Annotated in this window: 24 protein-coding genes and 3 pseudogenes; 8 read left to right on the forward strand and 19 right to left on the reverse strand. The window is 62.5% G+C overall.

Annotated features, from left to right (window positions below; all coding sequences use genetic code 11):
• Nucleotides 1–8 precede the first annotated feature (8 nt).
• From ACFQAU_RS03670 to ACFQAU_RS03705, 8 genes are all read right to left on the reverse strand, one after another.
• Nucleotides 9–677 (reverse strand): flagellar hook assembly protein FlgD, encoded by a 669-nt coding sequence (locus ACFQAU_RS03670; RefSeq protein ID WP_067629244.1) that lies wholly within the window; start codon nt 675–677, stop codon nt 9–11.
• 11 nt (nt 678–688) lie between these two features.
• Complete coding sequence (locus ACFQAU_RS03675; protein WP_386280594.1) at nt 689–1,018, reverse strand: flagellar hook-length control protein FliK; 330 nt, start codon at nt 1,016–1,018, stop codon at nt 689–691.
• Nucleotides 958–1,980 carry a hypothetical protein gene (locus ACFQAU_RS03680; RefSeq protein ID WP_386280598.1) on the reverse strand — a complete coding sequence of 341 codons (1,023 nt, stop codon included), beginning with the start codon at nt 1,978–1,980 and terminating at the stop codon, nt 958–960. Before ACFQAU_RS03680 ends, ACFQAU_RS03675 begins: the two co-directional genes overlap by 61 nt.
• A 148-nt stretch (nt 1,981–2,128) precedes the next feature.
• The gene (locus ACFQAU_RS03685; RefSeq protein WP_067938894.1) at nt 2,129–2,761 is read right to left on the reverse strand and encodes a hypothetical protein; all 633 of its coding nucleotides are present in this window, start codon (nt 2,759–2,761) and stop codon (nt 2,129–2,131) included.
• 172 nt (nt 2,762–2,933) lie between these two features.
• On the reverse strand, nt 2,934–3,965 hold the full coding sequence (locus tag ACFQAU_RS03690; protein ID WP_386280601.1) for a flagellar motor protein MotB: 1,032 nt from the start codon (nt 3,963–3,965) through the stop codon (nt 2,934–2,936).
• A gap of 42 nt (nt 3,966–4,007) precedes the next feature.
• Nucleotides 4,008–4,475, reverse strand: a complete 468-nt coding sequence (locus tag ACFQAU_RS03695) for a Ros/MucR family transcriptional regulator (RefSeq protein WP_120350411.1) — start codon at nt 4,473–4,475, stop codon at nt 4,008–4,010.
• A gap of 186 nt (nt 4,476–4,661) precedes the next feature.
• Entirely contained in the window at nt 4,662–5,120 is a 459-nt protein-coding gene (locus ACFQAU_RS03700; RefSeq protein ID WP_386280605.1) for a hypothetical protein, read from the reverse strand.
• Nucleotides 5,098–5,760: a hypothetical protein gene (locus ACFQAU_RS03705; protein WP_386280608.1), complete on the reverse strand. Its 663-nt coding sequence runs from the start codon at nt 5,758–5,760 to the stop codon at nt 5,098–5,100. The genes ACFQAU_RS03700 and ACFQAU_RS03705 overlap by 23 nt, the downstream gene beginning before the upstream one ends.
• 93 nt (nt 5,761–5,853) lie before the next feature.
• On the opposite strand from ACFQAU_RS03705, the pseudogene motA reads away from it, so the two are divergent.
• From motA to ACFQAU_RS03725, 4 genes and pseudogenes are all read left to right on the forward strand, one after another.
• A pseudogene (gene motA / locus ACFQAU_RS03710) lies at nt 5,854–6,718 on the forward strand (flagellar motor stator protein MotA).
• Entirely contained in the window at nt 6,715–6,978 is a 264-nt protein-coding gene (locus ACFQAU_RS03715) for a hypothetical protein (RefSeq protein ID WP_132444997.1), read from the forward strand. The pseudogene motA and the gene ACFQAU_RS03715 overlap by 4 nt, the downstream one beginning before the upstream one ends.
• A complete protein-coding gene (locus tag ACFQAU_RS03720; RefSeq protein WP_067629259.1) occupies nt 6,975–7,400 on the forward strand; it encodes a hypothetical protein in 426 nt (141 codons plus the stop codon). The genes ACFQAU_RS03715 and ACFQAU_RS03720 overlap by 4 nt, the downstream gene beginning before the upstream one ends.
• Nucleotides 7,401–7,576: 176 nt before the next feature.
• Nucleotides 7,577–7,915 carry a peptidoglycan-binding domain-containing protein gene (locus ACFQAU_RS03725; RefSeq protein WP_132444995.1) on the forward strand — a complete coding sequence of 113 codons (339 nt, stop codon included), beginning with the start codon at nt 7,577–7,579 and terminating at the stop codon, nt 7,913–7,915.
• A gap of 30 nt (nt 7,916–7,945) precedes the next feature.
• Here the strand turns inward: ACFQAU_RS03725 and ACFQAU_RS03730 are convergent, their stop codons facing one another.
• From ACFQAU_RS03730 to ACFQAU_RS03740, 3 genes are all read right to left on the reverse strand, one after another.
• A complete protein-coding gene (locus ACFQAU_RS03730; RefSeq protein ID WP_132444993.1) occupies nt 7,946–8,863 on the reverse strand; it encodes an MYG1 family protein in 918 nt (305 codons plus the stop codon).
• Between the two features lie 93 nt (nt 8,864–8,956).
• Nucleotides 8,957–9,988, reverse strand: a complete 1,032-nt coding sequence (locus ACFQAU_RS03735; protein ID WP_386280614.1) for an alpha/beta hydrolase — start codon at nt 9,986–9,988, stop codon at nt 8,957–8,959.
• A 148-nt stretch (nt 9,989–10,136) separates the two neighbouring features.
• A complete protein-coding gene (locus ACFQAU_RS03740; protein ID WP_132444989.1) occupies nt 10,137–10,853 on the reverse strand; it encodes a GntR family transcriptional regulator in 717 nt (238 codons plus the stop codon).
• 124 nt (nt 10,854–10,977) lie between these two features.
• On the opposite strand from ACFQAU_RS03740, the gene ACFQAU_RS03745 reads away from it, so the two are divergent.
• The 4 genes and pseudogenes from ACFQAU_RS03745 (at nt 10,978) to ACFQAU_RS03760 (ending at nt 14,397) form a co-directional block, all read left to right on the forward strand.
• Nucleotides 10,978–12,327, forward strand: a complete 1,350-nt coding sequence (locus ACFQAU_RS03745) for a glutamine synthetase family protein (RefSeq protein ID WP_132444987.1) — start codon at nt 10,978–10,980, stop codon at nt 12,325–12,327.
• Nucleotides 12,327–13,630 (forward strand): annotated as a pseudogene (locus tag ACFQAU_RS03750) (NAD(P)/FAD-dependent oxidoreductase). The gene ACFQAU_RS03745 and the pseudogene ACFQAU_RS03750 overlap by 1 nt, the downstream one beginning before the upstream one ends.
• Nucleotides 13,631–13,702: 72 nt before the next feature.
• Nucleotides 13,703–14,092, forward strand: a complete 390-nt coding sequence (locus ACFQAU_RS03755) for an HAD family hydrolase (protein ID WP_386280621.1) — start codon at nt 13,703–13,705, stop codon at nt 14,090–14,092.
• An 11-nt stretch (nt 14,093–14,103) separates the two neighbouring features.
• The gene (locus ACFQAU_RS03760) at nt 14,104–14,397 is read left to right on the forward strand and encodes an HAD-IA family hydrolase (RefSeq protein WP_386283790.1); all 294 of its coding nucleotides are present in this window, start codon (nt 14,104–14,106) and stop codon (nt 14,395–14,397) included.
• 3 nt (nt 14,398–14,400) lie between these two features.
• Here ACFQAU_RS03760 and ACFQAU_RS03765 read toward each other — a convergent pair whose 3' ends face one another.
• The 8 genes and pseudogenes from ACFQAU_RS03765 to ACFQAU_RS03800 form a co-directional block, all read right to left on the reverse strand.
• A complete protein-coding gene (locus ACFQAU_RS03765; RefSeq protein WP_132444981.1) occupies nt 14,401–15,135 on the reverse strand; it encodes an ABC transporter permease in 735 nt (244 codons plus the stop codon).
• A pseudogene (locus ACFQAU_RS03770) lies at nt 15,132–16,066 on the reverse strand (ABC transporter ATP-binding protein). The gene ACFQAU_RS03765 and the pseudogene ACFQAU_RS03770 overlap by 4 nt, the downstream one beginning before the upstream one ends.
• Nucleotides 16,063–17,229 carry an ABC transporter permease gene (locus ACFQAU_RS03775; RefSeq protein ID WP_132444979.1) on the reverse strand — a complete coding sequence of 389 codons (1,167 nt, stop codon included), beginning with the start codon at nt 17,227–17,229 and terminating at the stop codon, nt 16,063–16,065. The pseudogene ACFQAU_RS03770 and the gene ACFQAU_RS03775 overlap by 4 nt, the downstream one beginning before the upstream one ends.
• 17 nt (nt 17,230–17,246) lie before the next feature.
• Nucleotides 17,247–18,161, reverse strand: coding sequence for a glycine betaine ABC transporter substrate-binding protein OsmF (gene osmF, locus ACFQAU_RS03780; RefSeq protein ID WP_132444977.1), 915 nt, complete (start codon nt 18,159–18,161; stop codon nt 17,247–17,249).
• A gap of 190 nt (nt 18,162–18,351) precedes the next feature.
• Nucleotides 18,352–21,402, reverse strand: a complete 3,051-nt coding sequence (locus tag ACFQAU_RS03785; RefSeq protein ID WP_132444975.1) for an efflux RND transporter permease subunit — start codon at nt 21,400–21,402, stop codon at nt 18,352–18,354.
• 4 nt (nt 21,403–21,406) lie between these two features.
• Nucleotides 21,407–22,486: an efflux RND transporter periplasmic adaptor subunit gene (locus ACFQAU_RS03790; RefSeq protein WP_132444973.1), complete on the reverse strand. Its 1,080-nt coding sequence runs from the start codon at nt 22,484–22,486 to the stop codon at nt 21,407–21,409.
• A 2-nt stretch (nt 22,487–22,488) separates the two neighbouring features.
• Entirely contained in the window at nt 22,489–23,079 is a 591-nt protein-coding gene (locus ACFQAU_RS03795; protein WP_120350395.1) for a TetR/AcrR family transcriptional regulator, read from the reverse strand.
• Nucleotides 23,080–23,197: 118 nt separating this feature from the next.
• The gene (locus ACFQAU_RS03800) at nt 23,198–24,109 is read right to left on the reverse strand and encodes an AEC family transporter (RefSeq protein ID WP_132444971.1); all 912 of its coding nucleotides are present in this window, start codon (nt 24,107–24,109) and stop codon (nt 23,198–23,200) included.
• Between the last annotated feature and the right edge of the window lie 78 nt (nt 24,110–24,187).

The following is a 24,187-nucleotide window of genomic DNA, read 5'->3' on the forward strand; positions in this document are numbered from 1 at the left end:
CCGAAGGTTTACAGAACCGATCGCACCACGTTCGACAGCACGGATTCCCCGTTATCTAACTCCAACTCCGGCCCCAAGGCGGTGAAGTTCACCCGCGTCACCTCGGACCGGGTCAACGGGGTCACCCCCACGTCATTGCCAGCGGCATCCGTCGCCGTGATCTCAACCCGGAAAGTATCGGGCGGCACCGGCAGGCCCACAGAATCGAGGCGGTTCCAATCCACGTCGATCACCTCCCCCTCTGCGGTAGAGGGGCCGGGCATCTCGCGGATCAGGCTGCCGTCTTGGGAATAGATGCGGACGGTCACATCCTCCGCCCCGGCATTGAGCTGATAGCTCAGCGGGAATTCATCTTCGGTCATGCGCACTTGGGTCGAGGGGACAAGCACGTCGCGCCCGATCAATTGCAGGTCCGACATCGCGCCGACGGTGGAAAGCATCGTGCTGATCTGCTCAAGGCTCGCGTTGGTCGCGATGCTCTGCTCGACTTGGGTCAATTGCGCCAGTTGCGAAACGAACTGCGTCGAATCCACCGGGTTCAGCGGGTCTTGGTTTGAGATCTGCGCCGTCAGCAGAGTCAGAAAGCTGTTGTAGCTCTCTTGAAGCTCAGCCGAAGAGGTCGCCGCCGCCGAGGTGTTGGCGGTGCTCAGGGTGCTTGCTGTGGTCGCGTCAATCATGGTCTCGCCTTTCAGGTGAGGATATCCAACTGCCCGGCGCTCAAGTTTGAGCTGGGGGTTTGGGCCAAGGGCTGGGCGTCACTGCCCGGCGCGTCATCGGCCTGCGCTGCTCTTTGGGTGAACTCTGGCCCCTGCTGCTGCCCGCCGTTGCGGCCCCGGTCGTCGAAGGTCTGGAAATCAAGGTCGGCGTTATCGGCGCTGATGCCGCGCGACTGCAGCGCATCCAGCAGTTGTTCGCGGTCTTGCCGCAACATGTTCAGCACCGAGGCGCTTTCGGTGGTCATGGCGATCTGCATGCGGCCCGTCTCGCTGCGCACGACTTCGATCTCGATCTCGCCCATGCCGTAGGGCGAGAGCGAGAAGCGCAGCTTGTTGTCGGCGGTGTCGAGGCCGCGGATCTGCTGGCTGACATGCTGGCGCAGTTGCTCATCAGGCGCGGCGGCGGGGTTCGGCGCGGGCGCGGGTGTCGGCTGTGGCGGGCTGAGGCGAAGCCCCTCACTCTGCGGGCCTGCGGCGCGGTCAAAGCGGCGACTTCGCGCAGCGCGGCCTCGGCTGCCGGGGCATTCGTGCCGGGCTGGGGCGCCTTGGCGGCATCGACAGAGGCGCTGAACCGGTCGGCGGCGGCGGTGATGCGGGGATCTGCGGCTTCCGCGCTCAAGTCCACCTGCGCGGCGGAAATTGTACTGGCCTCGGCAGCCGCAACGGGGGCGGCGGACGCAGCAGCCGCAACGGGCGCGGTGGGCGCGGTGGGCGCGGCGCCCATTTCTGTAGTCGAAGCAGGCGTCAACCGCAGGACCTGCGTGTCGCCCGAGGTTACCGGCTTGGCGGCCACTTGACCGACGATACCATCAATTTGCAAAGCCGGCGCTGCCCCTTCGGCCATCCCTAAGGCCTGCCCCTTAACGATGGCGATCCGCCCGACGACCGGCACCACCGCCGACGCGATGCTCAGCTGGCTGGTCGGCGTCGGGATGCGCATGGCACGGCCAAGTTTTTCTTCCAGCGCGGCCTCAAGGCTGGGGTCGTCAAACTGGGCCACCGCTTCCAACGCGCCGACGCTGTCGGGCGGCGCCGCGCCCAAGGCTTCGGCAAATGCGGCGAGTGCGGCCTTTGGGGTGACCGGGTTGTTGGTCTCCTCCAGCCCAGCGATGGTGTGATCCATCAGGGCCATCAGCCCCTCTGCCGTCTCAAGGTCGATCCCCTCGGGCAGCGCATCCTCGGCGGTGTCTGTTTCCGGCAAGGGGGTTTGCATGCCCTGAACTTGCGGCTCTGACGCAGCCTCTTGGCCCGCCATGCCCTGCATCAGCGCAGCAAAGCCTTCGGCCGCCCCTTTTGGGACGGCTGCCCGAGACCTGCGGCTGTCTGCACCGCAGGTGCTACCTGAAGCTGAGCAATCATTTCGCGTCCTCCAACTTGGGCCTTCGCAAGGGAATCCGAAGGCCCTTTTGGGATCAGGAGATCCGCACGTTTCCGCGCTGATCTTCGAAGGCGCGGCGCGCGCTGCGGCCTTCAACAAGGGCTTTCAACCGCAAAGTCCACTGATTGAGGGTCACGGGTGTCTCCGTGCCGGTCAGGGCCCGCAGCGAAATCTGCGCGCTCTCGGCGGGCTGTGCTGCAAAGACCGAGTGACTGTCGACCGGACGGCCCCAGTACTGCCCCAGAACCGCGCTCAGCCCCATGCGGAAGGCCGCAGGCTCAAGCCCCAGCTTGAGCAGCTCATCCGCCTCTGCCGCGTGATGATATGCCTGACCCAATGCATGCAGAACGCTGTCTTCGTCCATCATCGGGAACAGTCCGCGCCCGATGATCCCGATCAAGACTTCGCCCACCAGCGCACCGGCGGCTTGGGAGATATTGGTGAAATTGTCGCTTTTGCGAATGACGACGAGCGAGCCATAAGGCACATCGGCGTCGAGTTCTTCGGCAAGGATATCGCCAAGGCAGATGCCCGGGATCGGTTCGATGCAATCAGGCATTGCCACCGGGTGACCGGCCCAATCCTGCATCTCAAAGACCGAAGCTTGAACCGGAATAAGCGCCCGGATCAGCATGTTGAAATGACGGCCATCGGCCGATGAATCCATGTGGCAGGCACCCTTCCAGATGCCACCTATAAGTGAGTTTACCTGCATTTCCGCCTCGTTCAGGACGTTCTGTCCATGGTTTATCCGGGCGTTTTTTAAAAGTTTTTTAGGTGCCCGGTGCTCGTTTATTGCTTTAGGTCTAGATCGCAAGACCTTGACCGTCAACAATTTTTCAAGTCCGGATATTATTTTTGGGAATCAGCGGCAGGGATGTCGCACTTTTGCCGAGGCTTGAATTACGCACAACCGGGCCGATAGAGCCTTGAAAACAAGGGCTACTCGGCCTGGTACACCAAGCGATCGAGATGCGGCGATTTTCCGAAGCCAAGGGATCGATTGTGTTGATCGGTTGTGTGTCGGCCACACCGGAAACCCGCATGAAGCGCGCGCCAGTGATGCCTGCGGCCATCAACGTGCGACGCGTGGCGTTGGCACGATCCGCCGACAATTCCCAGTTTGTGTAGCCGTTGTTCGCGCCAAAGGCGGCGGCATCGGTATGGCCCACGATCTCAACCGGCTGGTTCTGATCGGCGATCACATCACCGATGGCCAGCAGCAATTCACGGGTCTTGGGCGTCACATCAGCACTGCCCCGTGCAAAGAGCGACCGTTCGTCCTGATCCAGCACCTGAACCGTCAGCGCCCCGTTCGTTTTCTCCAACCGGACATTGCGCGCCAGATCATTCAGCGCGCTGTCCGATGTGATCCGCTCAGCGATGTCTTCGGCCATGCGGTCAATCTCGGACTGGCGGCGCTCGGATTCCTCAATCGCGGCCAATGTGGCGGGATCGGCGGCTGCTGCGGGCTCGGGCGCTTCGGCATATTCCACGACCACTGCCGCCGGTTTGTCGCGCAGCCGGCTGTCGAAAACCATCATCGGGTTGTCCCGGCCAAAGGTCGGCTTTTGCACATTGCCGGTGTTGTCGACCGCGCCGGTCATCACCCCGGCGGCCATCAGCGGACGCAGGTCCGCCGCCGCATCCGAGGAGGAGCCCCCATCCGACACCGTCGGCGTAAAGTAATTAGCCAGACCGCGGAGCTTTTCCTCATCCGAGGCGGCGAGGATCCACAGCAGCAGGAAAAACGCCATCATCGCGGTCATGAAGTCCGCATAGGCCACCTTCCAACCGCCGCCGTGGTGGGCATGGCCGCCCTCCGCGTCGTAGCGCTTGATGATGATTATCGCGTTCTTTTTGTCAGCCATCACACGGCCTCCCGACTACGCAAGATCGGGCCCGGGGCCAGATCAGGAAAGCTCTGCGTTGTTGTCCGACTTGTCGCGGCTGTATTTGCCCAGCCCTGCGCGTTTCGCGTATTCGGCCTTGCGCTTGGAGTAGCTCGGCGCGACCAGCGGCGCGTCGGCGGGCAGGCTGAACATCACGCGGTATTCCGCTTCGGTCAGCCCATGTTCGGCCCCGAGGTGACGCTTGAGCATTTTGAACCCCTTGCCGCAGCACAGGCAAAAGATCGTGTCATCGGTCATCGGTTGCTCACCCGGCGCGGCAGTCATGCCTTGGGCCTTGGGCGCGATGGGCGCAACGGCGGCGGGGATATTGGCCAATGCGGTGGCAGGGGCGTCAGCCGGGGTGGCGCGCAGACGTTCGACCAAGGTCAAGATATCGTCGATCGTCACGTCGCTGCGGCTGGCGAAACCCGAAACGATGGTCGCAATCGCGGTATCGCTTAGATTCTGCTTGGGGGGTACATTAGGCATGAAGCAACTTCCTTGTTAAGTTAATCTTGCCTTCTGCAAGGTTCGCGAAGCATTCAAGAAGCGCTTCGCAAGGGACGCAGCAAAGATAAAAAATTCTTTGCCGTTTATCCTTATCACGATTCGAATTGTATTTGGAACCCGCGCAAGCATTGGCAAGCACTTTTCCGCCATATTGTGCAGAATGCATCACGGCTCCATCTGCGCGACGGTTTTGAAAATCGCGCTTTTCGGGGCCGGATCAGGAACCACGTCATTCCCCGTCGTCTGCGCGATGATCGTGCTGAACAGACCGGTCACCCCCAGCCCTGCCACCGCGATCAGCGGGATATGCAGCGACTTCCACAGGCTCTTGCGTGGTGCGGGCGGTTGCGGCGTCAACGTCGCGGGGTCGAGCAACTCAGGCTCGGGTGCCGGGGGCACGTCAATCGGTGCGCCGAATTCGACAAAGATACCCCGGGGCATGACTGCGACCTTCACTTCGCGCCGCTCACAACTGTCGCTGAATCCGGCGGGGAAAAGCTCGGCCGGGATGTCGATCACCATGTTATCCTTGGGCCGCCACTCCGCCGCGAGCGTGTCGCGGGGAATGTAGACCGATGCAAAATCGTCACGGAACGCGATGTCACGCACCAAGGTCGGCACCATGGGCAGCGGCTTTTCCGGGCTGGCCGCGATCGCATCCTCCCCCGGCGAGCCACATTTCAAGGCGCACGTAGAAACACTCACCCGGCTGCACCTCGGCGGAGGGCATATAACCTTCGGGCGGGCCCGTGCGCAGCTTGCGGCGCTTGCGGGTGCCGATGGGAAAGATCTTGTTGGTGCTGACGCGCTGGAACTGCTCCAATTCAGGGCGCTGGCGCATCAACTCGTCGAAATCCAAGCCCTCTTCGCGGGCGAAGTTGTAGTTGATCAGGTAATCCGCCGCAGTCTCTTCCAGCGTTTTGCTTTCCTGAATTGCCTTCAACAGCGCGTTTTCCTCAGAAAACAACAACCTGCGGCAGGGATGCCCCTCAACCTCTGGGCTGACGGCAAAGCTACCCACGGGACGATCAAGGATATCCGCAACCCGGTCGAAAACCGCGTGCTCTTCGTCATTGTGAAAGACCACGAACTCACAAAGGCCACCCGCATCCATGCAAAGCAGCAGCCGCATCTCCTCGGGCCAGCCCTGCACGAGCACCGAAAGCTCAGAGGGGTCGACGAAATAGGCGAAGGCGTCGGGCTCTTGCAGAGCGTCGACATCATTCCTCAACTCTTCTTTGACCGAAAAACCACTATTCATCATAGAAACCCAAGTTCTTTCCTAGATAATACTTGTATAGACCCATTCACTCAAGGATAAAGTAAGAATAGTTTCTTTTTGGAGGCGTGTGCAGCAATGACACTCTTGCTTGGTCTTGTAATGGTCTTCGGTCTGGTCTTTGGCGGCTTCATGCTGTCGGGGGGCAATATGGACATCGTCCTGCACGCCCTTCCCTATGAAGGCATGATGATCGGCGGCGCCTCTCTCGGGGCTTTCGTGATCGCCAACTCCTTCTCGGTGGTGAAGTCATCGCTGGTCGGCGTGATGCGCGTGATCAAGGGGCCGCGTTGGAAGGCGGCGGATTACAACGATCTGCTGGCGCTGATGTTCGAGCTGGCGCGTCTTTATAAGACCAAGGGCATTGTCGCGATGGACGAGCATATCGAAAACCCCGAGGCCAGCCCGATCTTTCAACGCTACCCCAAGCTGATGAAAGACCATTTTCTGACCGACCTCATCGCCGACAGCTTCCGCATGATGTCGATGCAATTCGACGACCGTTTTCAGATGGAAGACGTGTTGAACCGCAAGATCAAGAAGCACCACCATGAATCGCTCGTCTCTGCCAGCGCGATCCAAAGCATGGCCGACGGGCTGCCCGCCATCGGCATCGTCGCGGCGGTGCTGGGGGTAATCAAAACCATGTCCTCAATCGACAAGCCGCCAGAGATCCTTGGCGCGATGATCGGCGGGGCCTTGGTGGGCACCTTCCTTGGGGTCTTCCTTGCCTACTGCATGGTGCAGCCCATCGCGGGCCGGTTGGAGCAGATCGAAGAGGAAGACGGCGCGATATATACCGTGATCCGCGACGTGATCGTGGCCATCGTGGCGGGCCACCCCCGGCATCTGCATCGAATTGGGCCGCGGCAACATCCCCACGACGAAACAGCCGAACTTCTCCGCCGTGGAGGCCTCGCAGCGCGAACTGCCCGCGGTATGATGCGCGCCCTGCCCCTGCCCCTGATCGCGCTCGTCGCGCTTCTTGCCGGGCCGGGGCTGTCCGCCAGCACGGACGACGAAAAGGGCGCAGGAAAGGTCGACAAGGCCGCCGAAGCAGAAGCCCGCCTGCCCAATTCCATGCGTCGGCACGGGGTGATCGGCCATGTTCCCCCGATGGCGGGACTGCCGCTGCTTGATCCTGAGGTGCTGGAACGGATGCGCGAGCGGCTCATTGTCCTGTCGCAGGGCGCCAAGCCGTGAAACCGCGGCGCGGCGACGGGCTGGCCGTATTGTCGCGGCTCAAACGCTTCGAGATGGAAAATGTGGCGCTGGAGATGGCCGAGGTGAACCGCGCCCTGACCCAGATCGAAAACGAACGCCACAGCCTGATGGAGCAGCTCAATGACCGTGGCGACCCCGATGCCGTGGAATCGACGCGCGTGGTCTCGGCCTTCATCCGCAACGTCTCGGAAACGATCCACCGCAAAGAGGCCGAGGCCGAGCGGCTGCGCGCCGATAGCGCGGGCATCCACGACAGGCTGAACGGGCTCTTCGCCGAGGCCAAGCGCATTGACCTGATCCGCAACCGCCGCGCCGAGGCCCGCAAGCAGGCTTTGCAAGAAGCCGAAACGGCTGCCCAAGCCGAAGGATTCCTGTCGATCTGGCTCGACGATCAGCGCTAGCGGGTCTACCCATTTACGGGAACTATTTCCGAAAATTCCCCTAAATAGCGAATATCGGACAAGAAAAAACCGCAATTCGATTCCATCAAAACCGCATTGTATATGCCGCCCCGGGGAGGGGCGCCGAGGCCGATGAGTTTGTATTTCGGCTTCGGTATAGTTTGAGAGGAATTACGATGAAGCGAAGAGGTTTTTTCACCGCCGCCGCTATCGGTGCTGCGTCATTGCGTGTCAGCCCGCTCTACGCGCAATCGGCGGAGGTGACCCTTGCCGAGGTGCAGACCCTGTTTCAAAGCCGCGATCTGGGCGCGCGCCGGATGGTGCAAAACAGCCTCAAACACGAAGGCTATTACACGGGGGCCATCGACGGTGCATGGGGGCCGGGGACCGCAGAGGGCTTTCGCGCGCTCATGGCCTCCGACCGCTACCAGCGCCACGCGCCAACATGGACTTTCGCCCATGAGATACAGGTCAGCGAAACGATGTTTTTCCTGACCTCCGACGCCTATATGTGACCCCTGCCGGGGCCCTTTGGGGCCTCGGCCTTAGCTGGCTTCCGCAACCGCCAGTTCGGCCATGCGCAGCGCTGCCTCTCGGGTTGCCGCCACGGCGATGAAGCGCGCGTTGTGGCAGAATTTTGCCCCCGGCACTCCGCTTGCAGCCTCCAATTCGGCATCCGTTAGCCCGGCCCAAGCTTCGGGCAGATCGGCGCGGGCCTCAAAACCATCGCCGCTTTTGCGGATCGTGGTCAGAGCCCAATCGTCCCCACGCGGGTGCACAACGAAAAGCAAATGGTCCGCTCCGGCCTTTTCCACCGCCGAGCGGAAGGGCATGCCCGTCGGCAGTTCCAACACGCGCCCGCTGCCTGCCGCCTCAATGGCCTGCATCACCATCGACTCGGCCCGGCGTTTGGCGGCCTTGCCTTTGATCGCGGCTTCGACAAAGGCGCGGGCAACTGGTAAAGCGGCCATGAACGCGCGGTCGTCGGCACCCTCGCCCCGTTCATCGAAAACGGGTTTCAGTGTCTCCAACAGCACCGGCAGGGTCATGCCCGCCAGCGGCCCCGCCACCGACGGCTCAAGCGCGCCATTGTCGATCAGGTCAACCGGCAGCACGAAACCTTGGTCGAAGCTGCGGTGAATATCCTCAAGGTCCGCCTCGGGCAGGTCAAAGCTGCGCAGATAGTCGCGGCCATAGTGCTGCCAAATCAGCCCGAAAGAGCTGAAAGGCTGGCCATCTTCGCGCAGCGGGCCGGGGCGCTGGTGGTGGTCAAAGATCAACGCCTCGGCGTCATAATCGCGGCCTACGTCATAGATGATCCGCCCCGCGCCCGGCGTGATCCACTGGGCGTCACGGCTGCGCAGCAGCGTCGCTTCCGGGTAGAGCCGCGTCAGAATGACGGAGGACAAAAGCTCATCCGCGTGAAAGCCGCCCGAATGGGTGACGAGATGGGTGATGGTCATGGGGCTGGCTCCGCTCGGGCTGGGGAAATCGGTCTTTGGTGGTGGCTCGCGCCCCCATACTGCGCGGCGCGGGCCAAGTGCAAGCCGCCCGCCTTAGCGCGACAGCGCGACCAGCGTGGCCGAGACGGGATCAAGGATGAAGGCACCGACCTGTGCCCGGGCCTCCGCCAGCCTATCGCCCCCTTCCGGCATCAACTGCACGAGAGACGCAAAGCGGTTGTGATGGGTGCCATCCACCGCGCCAATGGCCGAGATATCGACCAGCAAAACACCATAGCGTTTGGCCAGCGCCTGCACCGCAGGCGTGCTGGCGTTGGTCCGCCCGATCCGAGGCCGCGCCCCGGCAAGACCCGCCGAGATGCGCAGCGCCCGATCATCCGGCGCGACGAGGATGGCCATGGGTGGATCAAGTGGCCCGATCACCTCAATCTGTTTGCGAAAGACATCCACGTCAATGTCGGGTGCCGCAAGCACGACATCGCTCAGCCGTGCGATCACCTCATCTTGCCCCGACAGGCGCAATTGCCGCAGCGCCTCGGCCACCAGCCAGCCGCCCATGCTGTGCCCGAAAAGTGTGATCTCCCCCACATCGGGATCAGCGGCGAGGGTACCGAGCATGGCGACCAGTTCATCGCGCGAATAGGCCGCTGCGTCTTTGTCGGCGACATAGCCCACCACTGTTCCGGCAGAGGGCCAAGCAAACAGGATCGGCTGTTCGGGCAGATGCCCGTCTGCCGCCACCTGCGCCAAACGGAACAGCGATTCGGGAAAGGTCTGGTTGTAGCCATGGACAAAGACCATCACATCCTGCCGCGCCCGCCCTGATCGGCGGATATCTAGCCCGCGCAGGGGATCACGCGCCGTCACCGCAAAGCTGCGGCTCGGGTCGGGGTCTTCGTCAGGCCATTCGATCTTGCTGGCCTCATGATTTGGCGGGATGGCGATGGTAAACCGCTCATAATTGAGCCCACGGGCGCGGTCATCGGTATAATGCCCCGACTGCGCGTCGCGGCCCCGGGTAGAGGCCACGGTGATCGCCAAAGACCGCGCGGAGCCGTCTGCCGGCACGACGGTCAAAGTCTCTCCGCCGGGGCGCGGCGCGCAGGCCGACAGCAGGACGACCAAAACCGCGCAGAGCGACTGTACCCCCCGCCCCCGATGCTATGTCTTTGCATGTCGCGCCCCAGCCCCCATCGTTCCCGCATCGTTCGGCGCAGTTCTAGCCTGATCACCCAAGGAATTCATAGATCAAAGGCCAGACGCCGCTCTGGACCTAGATCTGGCCCGCTTCCCCGCCCGCCTCTGCCGCCAGCAGCTTGCGGCCCGTGTCGAGCACACCGTCGACGATGTCATTGGCAATCGCCGCGCTCAGCGCTGCGCCATCGCGTGCGGAAAGTGCCGCCAACACCTCTTTATGTCGGTCAATCTGATAGTATTCCGCCACCTCAGTGATGACCTGCCGCTGAAAGGGGCCGAGTTGCAGCCAGATGCTTTCGATCATCGGCAAAGACGCCTGCGCCGGGTTCACCGAATACAGCATCCGGTGAAAGGCTTGGTTCTGCAGCGTCAGTTGGTCCGAGTCCCGTTCCGCCACAAACCGATCCATGCTGCCGTCAATCTCGGTCAGCCTGTCGATCACGATGTCCGAGATATAGGGCAAGGCGCGCAGGGCGGCGTGGGTCTCGACCGCGATGCGCAGGGCGACCAGTTCCTCGAACCGGTCAGAGGTCATCAGCGGCACGGTCAGGCGGCGGTTGTCCTTGATCTGGATGGCGTGTTCCGAACTCAGCCGCCGCACTGCTTCGCGCACCGGGGTCGGGCTGAGGCCAAGACGCTCTGCAATGCCGCGCATGGTCAGCGAGGTGCCGGGCGTGATCGCGCCAAGCATGATCGCATTGCGCAGCCGCTCATAGACATATTCCTGCGTCGTCCCGCCCGGAATCTCAGGGATTTCGGGAATGTTGAGCGCGTCGTTTTCGGTGTCGGTCATCGGGCCGCCTTTGGTCTTTCGCCGCTGACCATACGCTCCGGGGCGATTGACAGACAAGCGAATAGTGGTATGACGTTTCCCTAAATGGTATCACATTTTCAGGTTCGATATCGAAAGGAACCCCATGTCTCAGAGCAAAGCCGAAGCGTGGCTGGCGCAACATCCCGAAATCGAATCCATCTTTGCCTGTGTCTGCGACCTTAACGGCACCATGCGCGGCAAGCGGGTGCCAGCGGATCAAGTCTCCAAGGTTGTCGAAGGCGGGCTGCGCATGCCCCTGTCCATCGTTGGCATGGATATCTGGGGCGAAGATGTCGAAAACAGCGAACTGGTGTTTGAGACCGGGGATTCCGATGGCCTTTGTGATTTCACGGGCCGCCCCTTGATGCCCATCACATGGACCTCGCGCCCGACCGCGCTTGCGATGCTCTGGATGCGTCAGGAAAACGGCGCCCCCTTCCCCGGCGATCCGCGCCGCGCGCTGGCCGAAGTGGCAGCTAAGTTCAAAGCACGCGGTCTGACACCGGTAGTGGCGACCGAGTTGGAGTTCTACCTTGTCGACCCGTCCGAGGATCACCCGCAGGCGCCCTGCTCTCCGGTGACCGGCAAGCGGCTGGATTCCGACGGCGCACTGTCGCTGGACGAGTTGCAGCACTTCGATGAGTTCCTGAACGAGGTCTATGACGCCTGCGAATTGCAGGGCATCCCGGCGGATGCGGCGATCTCGGAAAACGGGGCGGGCCAGTTCGAAATCAACATGCGCCATGTGGATGACCCGCTGCGCGCGGCTGATGACGCGGTGCTGTTCAAAAGGCTGGTGCGCGGCATCGCCCGCAAACATGGCTTTGCAGCAACCTTCATGGCCAAACCCTATGGCGATCTGGCGGGCAGCGGTTTTCACGTGCATTTCTCGCTGGTGGATGAAAACGGCGTTAACGTCTTTGACAATGGCGGGGATGAGGGCACGGCCCTGATGCTCAACGCCGTGGCCGGTCTGCTGGCAACGATGCAGCAAAACACGCTGACCTTCGCGCCGCATGAAAACTCCTATCGCCGCTTGCTGCCGGGTGCCCATGCGCCGACCAATGTCGCGTGGGGCTACGAGAACCGCACCGCCGCGATCCGCATCCCCGGCGGAGATGTCAAGGCACGGCGCATCGAACACCGCGTCGCCGGGGCCGATGCGAACCCCTATCTGGTGCTGACCAGCATCTTGGGCGGCGCGCTTTTGGGGATCGAGCAAGACATGCAGCCCGTCGCCCCGATCACTGGCGACGCCTATACGATGAAGCTCGACAACCTGCCGCTCGACTGGGCCACGGCGATTGATGCCTTCCGCAAAGGGCCGGATGTTCCCGGCATTTTCTCATCGCGGTTGCAGACCATGATGGTCGAATGCAAGACCCAAGAGCTGCGCAAATTCGCGCGGCAAGTGACCCATTTCGAATATGATACCTATCTGGAGATCGTCTGATGTCTCGTCCCCCCTACGCCGGTGACGGCAGCCATACGTCAAGCTACTACGCGGCCTCGGCCAATCCCTCGCCTGAGCGCCCAGAATTGCGGGGCGATCACGACATCGACGTTTGCATCGTCGGCGCGGGTTATAGCGGCCTGTCGACGGGTCTGCATCTGGCCGAAAAGGGCTATAAGGTCGCCATCATCGAAGGCGCGCGCGTGGGCTGGGGGCCTCGGGCCGCAATGGCGGGCAGATCGTCAACGGGCTCAACGCCAGCCTGCAAACGATCAAGCGCCGCTACGGTCAGGACACGGCAACCTTCGTGGCCGGGTTGGTGCAAGAGGGTGGCGAGATCATCCGCGAGCGGGTCCGCACCTATGACATCAAATGCGACCTCAAGGAAAAGAACATCTTCACCGGGCTCACGCCTGCGCATATGCGCGAGTTGGAAGAGCGGCAGAAGCTCTGGCAAAGCTACGGCATCGACAATCAAGAGATGCTGGACAAGGACCAGTTGCGCGCCCACATCAATTCCGACCTCTATGAAGGCGGGCTGATCGATCATTCGGGCGGCCATATGCACCCGCTCAACCTCGCCCTCGGTGAGGCGGCAGCGTTTGAGAAAAACGGCGGCACGATCTATGAGATGTCCCCCGTGACGGATGTCGATCACGACGCCCCACGCCCCGTGGTCAGAACCGCCAGGGGCACGATGACCTGCAAGACGCTGGTGCTCTGCGGCAATGCCTACCTTGGGCATGTGGTGCCCACGCTGACCCCGCGCGTGATGCCCGTCTCGACCCAAGTCATGGCAACCGAACCGCTGAGCGAGGCACAAGCCCACGCGCTGCTTCCCACCGACGCCTGCGTCGAGGACATCCGCTATATCCTCGACTACTACCGTCTGTCGGGTGACAAACGCATGCTTTTCGGGGGCGGCACCGTCTATGGCGGCGCAGACCCGCGCGACATCAAAGCCAAGCTGAAGCGAAACATGGACAAGGTCTTCCCCCAACTCAAAGACGTGAAGATCGACTATGCCTGGAGCGGCAATTTTGCCCTGTCCTTCAGCCGTGTTCCGCAGATGGGCCGGATCGGAGACAACACCTATTTCGCGCACGGATACAGCGGCCACGGCGTGACCGGATCGCATACCTTCGGGCGCATCCTTTCGGAGGCGATCGACGGCGACCTCACCCGCTTTGATGTCTTCGCCAATGTGCCGTGGTTCCCCTTCCCCGGCGGGCGCATGTTGCGCGTGCCCTATTCGGTGATGGGTTCATGGTGGTACGGGCTGCGCGACCGCTTGGGGGTCTGAAACCTTTTGACAGGGCTGGGGGTTTCTTCACAATGACCGGGCGCATCGCCCGCCGTGACAGGAAGGACCCCCATGCCCGATCAAAAGCCCGTCTCTACAATCGTCTTCGACGTGAACGAAACCCTGCTCGACATCACGACGCTTGAGCCGCTGTTCGCGCGGGTGTTCGGCGACGCCTCGGTCCTGCGCGAATGGTTTGCCGAGTTGATCCTCTATTCCCAGACCATGACCCTCTCGGGACGCTATGCCCCCTTCGGTGCGCTGGCGGGGGGTGTCTTGCAGATGGTCGGCGCAAACAAGGGCGTGACGATCAGTGATGAGGACGTGGCCGAGTTAAAATCTCTCATCGGCTCCATGCCCGCCCATCCGGATGTCGCCCCCGCCCTGCGCAAGCTGCGCGAGGCAGGTTTCCGGCTGGTCACGCTGACCAATTCACCCCCTCTCCCGCGCCGACACCGTTAGAGAAAGCTGGCATCGCTGACTTCTTCGACCGCAGCTTTAGCGTTGATGAGGTGGCAAAGTTCAAACCACATCCGGCGACCTACCAGATGGTGGCCGATGCATTGGACCTACAGACCGATGACCTTTGCATGGTGGCCTGCCATCTGTGGGACACCATCGGCGCGCAGGCGGCGGGCTGTAAGGGGGCGTTCCTGACCCGCCCCAACAACAACCTGATCGAGGCCGAAAACGTGCCGCAGCCGCATTACCTCTCGGACGATCTGGTAGACTTGGCCGAGCAGATCATCGCCGCGAACGGGGGCTGAGCCTCAGCCGCCCATGCGCCGCGCCAGCCGCGTTTCAAGCTGCACCATCGCGTCATAGATCAGCACCGCAAACAGCCCCACCGCCAGCCCGCCTTGCACAACGAAAGCGGTGTTATTCGTCAGCAGCCCCGCGATGATCACCTCACCCAAGGTCCGCGCCGCCACGGTCGAGCCGATGGTCGCCGTGCCAAGTGCGATGACCACCGACAGCCGGATGCCCGTCAGCGTCACCGGCAGGGCAAGCGGCAGTTCCACCCGCCACAGCCGTTGCCAACGGCTCAGCCCGATGCCGCGCGCGGCCTCCATCGTTGCGGGCGGCAGATTGGTCAGCCCCGTCACCGCGTTCTCAAAAATCGGCAGAAGCCCATAAAGAAAGAGCGCCACCAGCGTTGGCCCGGCGCCAAAGCCCAAAGCGGGAACGGCCAGTGCCAGAACAGCGACGGGCGGAAAGGTCTGCCCCATGTTGGTGATGGTGCGAGACAGCGGGCGGAACGCCGCGCCCGCAGGCCGGGTCACAAGGATCGCCAACGTCACCGCCACCACCGTCGCCGCAGCCGAGGCCATCGCGACCAGCGCCAGATGGCTCAGCGAGAGCGACAAAAGCGAGGCGCGCGTGTAGATCACCGGACCATTTGCCGGCGCCAAGGGCGCAAGCAGCGGCGTGAACCACTCAGGCCGCAGGACCAAAGACAGCAATACTGCCACCAAAAAGGGCCGCAGGATCCACCCGATCCTCATGCGTGCTGTCCGGCCCGCGCGCGGATCGCATCCAGCGTCACGCGGCCCAATGGCACGCCATCTCTCGCGACCGGCACCGCCCCACGCCCCGACCACAGACAGGCCGAGAGCGCGTCGCGCAGGCTGGCGTCGGCAGCCAGCGGTATGCCCTCGGCGGTGCCTTCTTCGACCAAATCAGCCACGGGGATCAGAGAGAGCAGGCGCAAGGGCCGCTCCACATCGCCGACCATATCCGCGACGAAATCCGTCGCAGGATCGGCGATGATCTCGGCGGGGGTGCCGTGCTGCACCAGATGCCCCCGTCCATCACCGCCACCCGGTCACCGAGCCGGATCGCCTCTTCCATGTCGTGGGTCACCAGCATGATGGTCGAGCCAAGCCGCTGCTGGATGTGCCGCAGGTCTTCTTGCGCGCGGGTGCGAATGATCGGGTCCAGCGCGCCAAAGGGTTCGTCCATCAACAAAAGATCGGGCCGCGAGGCCAAGGCCCGCGCCACACCGACACGCTGTTGCTGCCCGCCCGACAGTTCCGCCGGATAGCGGTCGCGGAATTGCGCAGGGTCCATCGAGAATAGCGCCAGCAGTTCATCCACCCGCGCCGCGATCTTGTCGCGCGGCCAGCCCAGCAGTTGCGGCACCGCGCCGATGTTGCGCCCCACCGTATGGTGCGGAAACAGCCCGTGCCCTTGGATGGCATATCCAATCCGCCGCCGCAGGATATGCGGCTTGACCGAAAGGGTGGACTCCCCGTTGATCCGTACCTCCCCCGAGGTCGGCTCCTCTAGCCGGTTGATCATCCGCAAAAGCGTCGTTTTCCCTGACCCAGAGGTGCCGACGATCACCGTGATGGTTCCCGTCTCAACCGTCATAGACACGGAATCTACCGCTCGGATATCGCCATAGGTCTTGGTGATGCGGTCGATCTCGATCATGTGCTTTCCTTTGGGGTCTTGCGGGTCAGTTCGACCAATATGTCCATCACGATGGCCGCCGTAAGCGCCAGCACCACCGTCGGCAAAGCACCCAGCAGGATCAGATCTGTCGCGGTCTGGTTCAGCCCTTGGAAGACGAACGTGCCGAACCCGCCGCCGCCGATCAGCCCGGCGATGACCGCCAGCCCGATGTTCTGCACCAATACAATGCGCAGCCCGGTCAGGATGATCGGCAAGCCCAGCGGCAACTCTACCCGCAACAGACGCTGCAGCGGCGTCATCCCCATGCCTCGCGCGGCCTCAAGCGCCGCAGGCGGGGCGGATGCGAGCCCCGCAACCGTGTTGCCGACCACGGGCAGCAGCGAATAAAGCACCAGTGCGAGAAAGGCGGGCGCAAAGCCGATGCCCGCAATGCCAAGCGCCCGCGCGCCGGGCAAGTTCGCCCCAACCCAGCCGAGGATCGGGATCATCAAGCCGAACATGGCAAGCGAAGGGATGGTTTGCAAAAAACTCAGCACCGGCAAGGTGGCACCGCGCAGACTGGCAAGGCGGTGGCACAGCACCCCAAGCGGGAAGCCAATTACCGCTGCGGCGGCAAGCGAGCCGAAGGCCAGCCCGAGATGACGCAAGAATTCCCGCCCGAAAGCATCCGCACGGCTGGCGTATTCCTGCATGACCGACAGATCAGACAGCGCGCCCGACCACAAGATCGCGCCCAGCACCGCGAGCACCGCCGCCAGAACGCCGCCGCGCATCAGCGGCCCCGGTGCCATCGCGGCCAGCGCATCGGCCATGAGCAACATGAAAACAACCAGCAGACACCAAAACCCTACCGAAGGTGACACACGCGCATATTCACCCGCCCCGGCCAGCTGGCCAGACGCGCCTTGGGTCAGCAGCCAAAGCAGCCCGCCCAACCCCAAAACCGCGCCGCCGATACGCAGGCTATTGCGACCCGCAGGCAGCCCCATGACCAGCCCTGCGCCAATCGCGGCAAGGCCGGGCAGCACCACGGGAAAGCTGGCCACGCGCCATGCCATCACCCCCTCGCCCGCGACGATGCGGTTGGCCGCCAGCGTCATGAAGGGGGTCAACAGCGCCACCGCGCCCAGCACGGCGAACAAAAGCCCCGGCGCAGAAAACCCTGCGCCGGGGCCGGTCAATGTCCGCGTGGCGGAGATCAGTCCAGCACCCCGGTCTCGGTCAGATAAGCGCGGGCCACCGCCTCGGCTGGCTCCCCGCCGACCTGAATGCGACCGTTAAGCTTTTGCAGTGTCGCCATGTCGAGCCCGGCGAAGATCGGGTTCAGCACCTCGGCGATCTGGGGGTATTCCTCCAGCACCTCGGCGCGGACGATTGGCGCGGGCTCATAAACAGGCTGCACGCCCTTGTCGTCTTCCATCACCACAAGGCCGGTCGCACCGACACCGCCATCGGTGCCATAGACCATCGCCGCGTTCACGCCCGATGTGCCACGCGCCGCCGCCTGAATGGTCGCCGCCGTGTCACCGCCCGACAGGATCACGGTCTGGTCTTGGGTCAACGAGAAACCATAGGTCTCTTGCATCGCGGGCAGCACGGCCGGGGAGGACACGAACTCGGTCGAGGCGGCAAGCTTCACCTCACCGCCCTCGGCCACCCATGCGCCGAAATCGGACATGGTGGTGAGGTTGTTTTCCTCGGCCAGCGGGCCGGTCACGGCGATGGCCCAAGTGTTGTTGGCCGGGGCGGAATCGAGCCATGTGACGTTATTCTGACCGCCGTCCAATTCCTTGGCGCGGGCATGGGCCTTGGCCGCATCTTTCCAGACATCGCTTTCCGCTTCGTTAAAGAAGAAGGCCGCGTTGCCGGTGTATTCGGGGTAAATGTCGATCTGATCGGACAGGATCGCTTCGCGCACCACCTGTGTGCCGCCCAGTTGCAGACGGCGTTCAACCGGCAGGCCCGCATCTTCGAGCGCCAGTGCGATGACATTGCCCAAGAGACCGCCTTCGGTGTCGATCTTGGACGAAACGGTGATCTCGGCAGAGGCGGCAGAGGCCAGAGCGGCGGCAAGACCAGCGGCGGCAGCGGTAGAAAGAATGCGGGGACCCATGGGCGGAGAACTCCTTGAAACAATGGCCAGACACGGCGACGCGCCGTTTGAAAATGGTAAGGTAGCTGGCATTTTTGCGAAACCAAGGAAGGATTGCACGGTGGCGCGGAATTTTTACCACCCGCGGGTACGCCCAAGGGCGCGCCCGGAGTGACCGGGCGCGCCCTTCGTATTGCTGCGACACACCCCGCTAGGCCGCGCGCGCAGCCTCAGCTTCCCGCGCGGCGCTGCGTTTGAAGAAGATGAAGTAGAGCACCGGTGCCGCAATCAGGGTCAAGACCGAGGCAAAGGCCAGCCCGCCCATGATCGTTGCCGCCATGGACTGAAAGAAGGCATCCGACAACAGCGGCAGCATCCCCAGGATGGTCGTCGCCGCGGCAAGGAAGACCGGACGCAAACGTGAGGTCGATGCAAGCACGATGGCGTCCTTCAATTCTATCGTCGGATCGGCAGCACGGGTAAGGTCGATTTCTTCCACCAGCACGATGCCATTCTTGATCAACATCCCCGAGAGCGACAACAGCCCCAGAAGCGCGGTGAAGGTAAACGGCAACCCCGTCCCGAGCAGCGCAAGGCTGACGCCGTTCACCGCCATCGGCACCAAAAGCCAAATGATGATCGGCTGTTTCAGCGCGTTGAACAGCAGGACCGAGATCAGCACCATGATGATAATACTGAAGGGCAACTGTTTGCCCAAAGCGGCCTGCGCTTCGCCCGCGCTTTCCAACTCGCCGCCCCATTCCATGGCATAGCCTTCGGGGATTTCCATCGCCTCAATGGTTTCCTGCACCTCGGCCTGCACCTGTGCCGCCGTGACACCGCGCGGGATATCGGCCCCCACGGTGATCACATCGGCCCGGTCGCGGCGGTAGAGCAGCGTGTCCTGCGGCTCGAACCGGAAACCGTCGATCACCTGCTCCATGGGTATCAGCGCATTGGTGTTTTGCGCATAGATCACATGATCGGTCAGCGCCAAATCGGCATCCTGCGGGGCGCGGATCACGATGGGGATCTGACGATCCCGCTCGCGGAAGGTGCCGCCGCTGGTGCCTTCGGTGGCGAACTTCAGGGTCTCCGTGATCTCGGTCCGAGAGATGCCCGCGTCCTGTGCACGCTCCTCGGCATAGATCGGACGCAGCACCAATTCACGCTCGCGCCAGTCCTGCTGCGGTGTCATGATATTGTCCGATGCCGCCTGCATCCGCGACATGGCCTCATCCGCCAGATCACGCAGGACATTGGGATTCCGGCCCGAGAAACGCACCTCAATCGGGGCACCGCCGCCGGGGCCGAAAGCCAGACGCTTGGCTCGGAACTCTCCTTGCGGGACCGCGTCGATGGCGAATGCCTCCAGCGCCTCCATCTCATTTTGGATCACGTCAAGCGAGGCGACCCGAACGATCAGATGCCCATAGCTGGGGTTGGGGTCTTCGGCCTGATAGGTCAGCATGAAACGCGCCGCCCCCTGCCCTGCAAAAGAGGTCACGTCCTCAACATTGTCCCGCGCGACCAGCCAGTCTTCGAGCACGGCCAGATCGTTGGATGTCTGATGGATCGACGACCCCTGCGGCAGTTTGTAGTGTACGAAGTACAGCGGTGTGTTGCTGTCGGGGAAGAACTGCTGCTTGATCTGCCCAAAGAGGGCATAGCACACCGCCGTCCCGGCAATCAGCGCCACGATCACCAGCCAACGCAGCTTGAGCGAGGCGCGCAGCACGGCAGCATAGCCTTTGAAGATCGCCCCGTCATAGCCGCCGGCCCCGCCTTCGACCCCGCGTTTGAAAAAGTAGTGACCCAAAAGCGGCGTGGCTGTGATGGCCAGCACCCAAGAGAGCAGCAGCGAGATCGCGATCACGGCAAAGAGCGAGAACAGGAATTCCCCCGTCGCATCGGGGCTCAGCCCGATCCCGGCAAAGGCCATGATCCCAATGACCGTCGCCCCCAGAAGCGGGATCTGTGTCTTGCTTGCCGCCTCGGTCGCCGCATCTCGAGAGCTTTTGCCCTGCTGCATCGAGATTTGCATCCCCTCGGCCACAACGATGGCGTTGTCGACAAGCATCCCCATCGCGATGATCAACGCCCCGAGCGAGATACGCTCCATTTCAATCGCGCCGAGCGCCATGAAAAAGAGCGTCCCCACCACCGTCAGCAGCAAGGTGGAGCCCACCACGATCGCCGCGCGCCAGCCCATGAAGACGGCCAGCACGGCCACCACGATGGCAACGGACATGGCAAGGTTTAGCAAAAAGGCGTTTGACGCCTCTTCGACGACCGTGTGCTGGCGGTAGATCGATTCAATCGAGATGCCCAAGGGCAGCGTTTCGCGCAGCTGCGCGAGCTTGTCGTCGACCCGTTTGCCGATGTCGACGATGTTCTCGGTCGCGATCCCGGCCACACCGACGGTAAAGGCCTCCTGCCCATTGTGGCGGATCACCAAATCAGGGTCGGCTTCGCGGGTGCGGTAGATATTGGTCACATCGGCAAGGTTGATGACCTGACCGCCAACCCCCACCGACAGCGCCGCAATTTCGGACACGCTGTCAGAGCCTTCGGGCCGCTGGATCAAAGTGCGCCCATCTGCGTCTTGAATGGCGCCCCCGTCGACGATCTCATTGGCGCTGGATACCGCGCCGACGATTGCCGTGGGTGGGATGCCAAGCGTGGTGCTCAGCGCAAGCTGCGGCTCGACATAAATCACCTCATTAGGCACGCCCGAGAGCGCCACATCCGACACGCCATCGACCAGCAGCAATTCGCGCCGCAGATAGGTGGACAGCTCGTTCACCTCGGCATCGGAGTAGCCCTCGGCGGTGACGGCGTAGTAAAGCCCGTAAACGTCGCCGAAACCGTCGTTCACATAGGGCTGGGTCGCCCCGCTCGGCATGGCGGCCTCGTTCACGCGGTTGCGCAGTTTGGTCCAGATTTCCGGCAGTTCGGACCCGTCAAAGGTGTCCTGCATATTGACCGTGATCCACGACAAACCGGGCTGGTTCATGGATTGAATGTCCTTGATCTCGGACATCTTCTGGATTTGCGATTCCAGCGGTTCGGTGACCTCTAGCGCCACTTCCTCGGCAGAGGCACCGGGGTATTGGGTCACGACCACGGCGGTTTTAATGGTAAAAGCCGGGTCTTCGAGGCGGCCAAGGGTTGCAAAGCCCCAGATGCCGCCCAAAAGACAGATCAGCATGATGATCCAAGTATAGATCGGGCGGTTGATCGACAGACGTGCGATATCCATGCGCTCAGTCTCCAAAGCCGACGAAGCGGCGCACGGCGGCACCGTCTTCAAGCTGGCTTGCGCCGCTCACCACGATCTCTTGCCCATCCGAAAGCCCCGTCTCGACTTTGACATCGCCGCGCGCGGTGGGGGTGATCTCAACCGCCGTGCGGGCGACCGTGCCCTCGCGTGCGCCGGTGGGGTCAAAGACCATGACATAGGTGCCGCGGTCATTGCCCACCACGATGGCGGAATCGGGGACGATGATGCTCGACCCGCCGATGTTCAGCGTGGCGCGCACCTCAACCGAAGCGCCGGGCAGCGGCAAGAAATCCTCGGGCAAGTCCGCGCCAAGGGTGATGCTGTAGGTCTGGCCGACATCCGCCGTCTCGGCGTTGTATTCGCGGATCTGCATCGGGTAGCTATTGGCGTTCGCCGGGAATTTGGCCATGAACCGAACGTTCGGATCGCGCCCTGCGCGGAGGAACAGGGTTTCGGGCACGTCAATTTCGACGCGAAGCTCAGACATGTCATGCAGACGCACCACCGGCGTGCCCGCGCTGACGGTCGAGTAGTTGGGCACCAAGCGCGAGGCCACGATCGCATCGAACGGCGCGTGCAGGGTGGCATTCTCAAGATCACGCTCGGCATTGCGCACGGCGATATCATTCACCGTCACGGCGGTTTCGGCGTCTTGCAGATTGACCTCGGCCACCGAAGACCCCGCCAATTTCTGATAGCGTTCCATGGTCCGGCGGGCCTGCGCGTCATTGGCCTGCGCTTGCTCTAGCGCCAGTTCAAACGGCTCTAGATCCATTCGAGCGACGATTGAATCCTTGCTGACCGTGGCCCCCTCTTCGACCGAAAATTGCTCAATCTGGCCGCCGACCTGAAAGGCAAGGTCCACGGTTTCACGTGCAACCACCTTGCCGAAGAACACGCGCTCCATCTCGGCATCGCTGACTTTGACCGTCTGCAGCTTGACCACCGGGATTTCGGCGGCCGTGGCCATCGGCGCGGCCACGCCGCCGGCCAAGGCCAGCGCAAATCCCAATAGCCGCCCTGCGCCCGAACCGCGCATCGTCTTAACAAGCCACTTGGCCATGGTCAGTCTTCCTTATGAATAGCATCCGGCACGGGCCCAAGGGCGGCGGTCAGACTAAGTTGTTTGAGGGTGCGCAGCTGCGCGAGAAAATGGTCACGGTCCAGCGCATGCATGCCGGCGGCTTTGGCGGAACGCTGGATAAAATCGGCAAGTGCCTCGACGGTCAGGCCATTGCGGGTGAGCGCCGCCTCATGGGGCTGCAACACCTCGGCGATAACGCCACGGAAACGCCCTGCGGAACATTGCAGCGCCTCTTGGCTGACCGCATTGGCTCCGGCGATGAAATCCTGCGCGTTGGGCATCGCCTGCATGGTGTCATAGCCGCGCACCGCCATCCGGTCAAAGATCAGGTCCAGCTGTGCCCCCAGATCGGGTGCATTGGGCATCTCTTCGGCGATCTCTTGCAGTGCCAATTCGGTGTAGCGTGCGATCAGCCCGCGCAGAATGTCATCTTTGTTGCGAAACCGGTTGTAGAGCGTCTGGCGCGAGACACCGGCCTCTTCGCACAGATCGCCCATGCTGGTGCGCTTGACCCCATAGCGGGAAAAGACATGCAACGCAGCGTCAAGCACGGTCTTTTCAAGTTCGGTCATGCGGGCTCCTTGGCTGTCGTCAAGGGCAATTGGACAGTTGGACCGAATATGTCAACCTGTAAATACTTGGCCATGCGGCAGGCGCAGATCACATTCGCGTTTCACACATGGTCCGGGCCTAGGGCGCGGAAATCAGGCTTCCCAGATAGAGCGTGAGCGGCAGAGTGAAAAAGCTCAGTAATGTCTGCGTGGTGATGATGGCCGCCATCAGTGGCGCATCGCCCCGCATCTCACGCGCCAGCGTATAGCTTGCCACCCCGGTCGGCAGGGCCGCGAAGATCAGCGCGATTTGCAGGGTCAGTGGCGCAGGGGTCAACACCAGCGCCGCCAGCAGCACCGCCAGCGGGTTCACCAGATGTTTGCCGATGATCGAGAGCCCGATGACCGAGACAGACCCAGAAAGCCCCCGCAGTCGCAGATTGGCCCCCACGCAAAGCAGCATGATCGGCAGGGCCGCATCGCCCAAGATCCGCGCGCTTTCATGCAGAACGGGTACTTCGTGGAGACTCGCAAAGTTGAAAAGCACCCCCGCAAGGATGCCAAGGATCAGCGGGTTCTTGACCAAGCCTTTGAGGATAGACTTGCCACCGCCGCCCAATTGCCGGGTCATCAGCGTCACCACCGTCACATTCACCACCGGCACCAGCAGCGCCGAGCCCAGAACGGCGATCTGTAGCCCCGCGGTGCCAAAGACGGCCTCGGCAATCGCAAGGCCGATAAATGTGTTGAACCGCGCACTTCCCTGCATCAGCGAACTGCCCTGCGGCGCGGCATAGGCCCGCCCAAAGAGCCACCCGCAAAAGATCGCTGCAAAGAACCCGGCATAGAGCAGCAGGGCATAATCGCCCAAGCCCCCGCTGAGGTCCGCCGCCGAGATCTTGGCAAAGAACAACGCGGGCATCAGCACCCAATAGACCAGCCGGTCATTCAGGTTCCAGAATTTGGTTGAGGGGATGCCGCCCCGCCGCAGGCCATAGCCCATGAGGATCAGCGCAAAGACCGGCGCGATGGCCAGAAAGATAGTGAACATATTAACCGCCCGGAAGGATCGCGCGGACCGTAGGCGGCGCTTGGCCCGGATGCAACAGGGGCCGCTGCCTCAATTGAG

Origin of the sequence: Sulfitobacter profundi (assembly GCF_042661425.1) — a bacterium.
In the GTDB taxonomy this organism is placed as follows: domain Bacteria; phylum Pseudomonadota; class Alphaproteobacteria; order Rhodobacterales; family Rhodobacteraceae; genus Sulfitobacter; species Sulfitobacter profundi.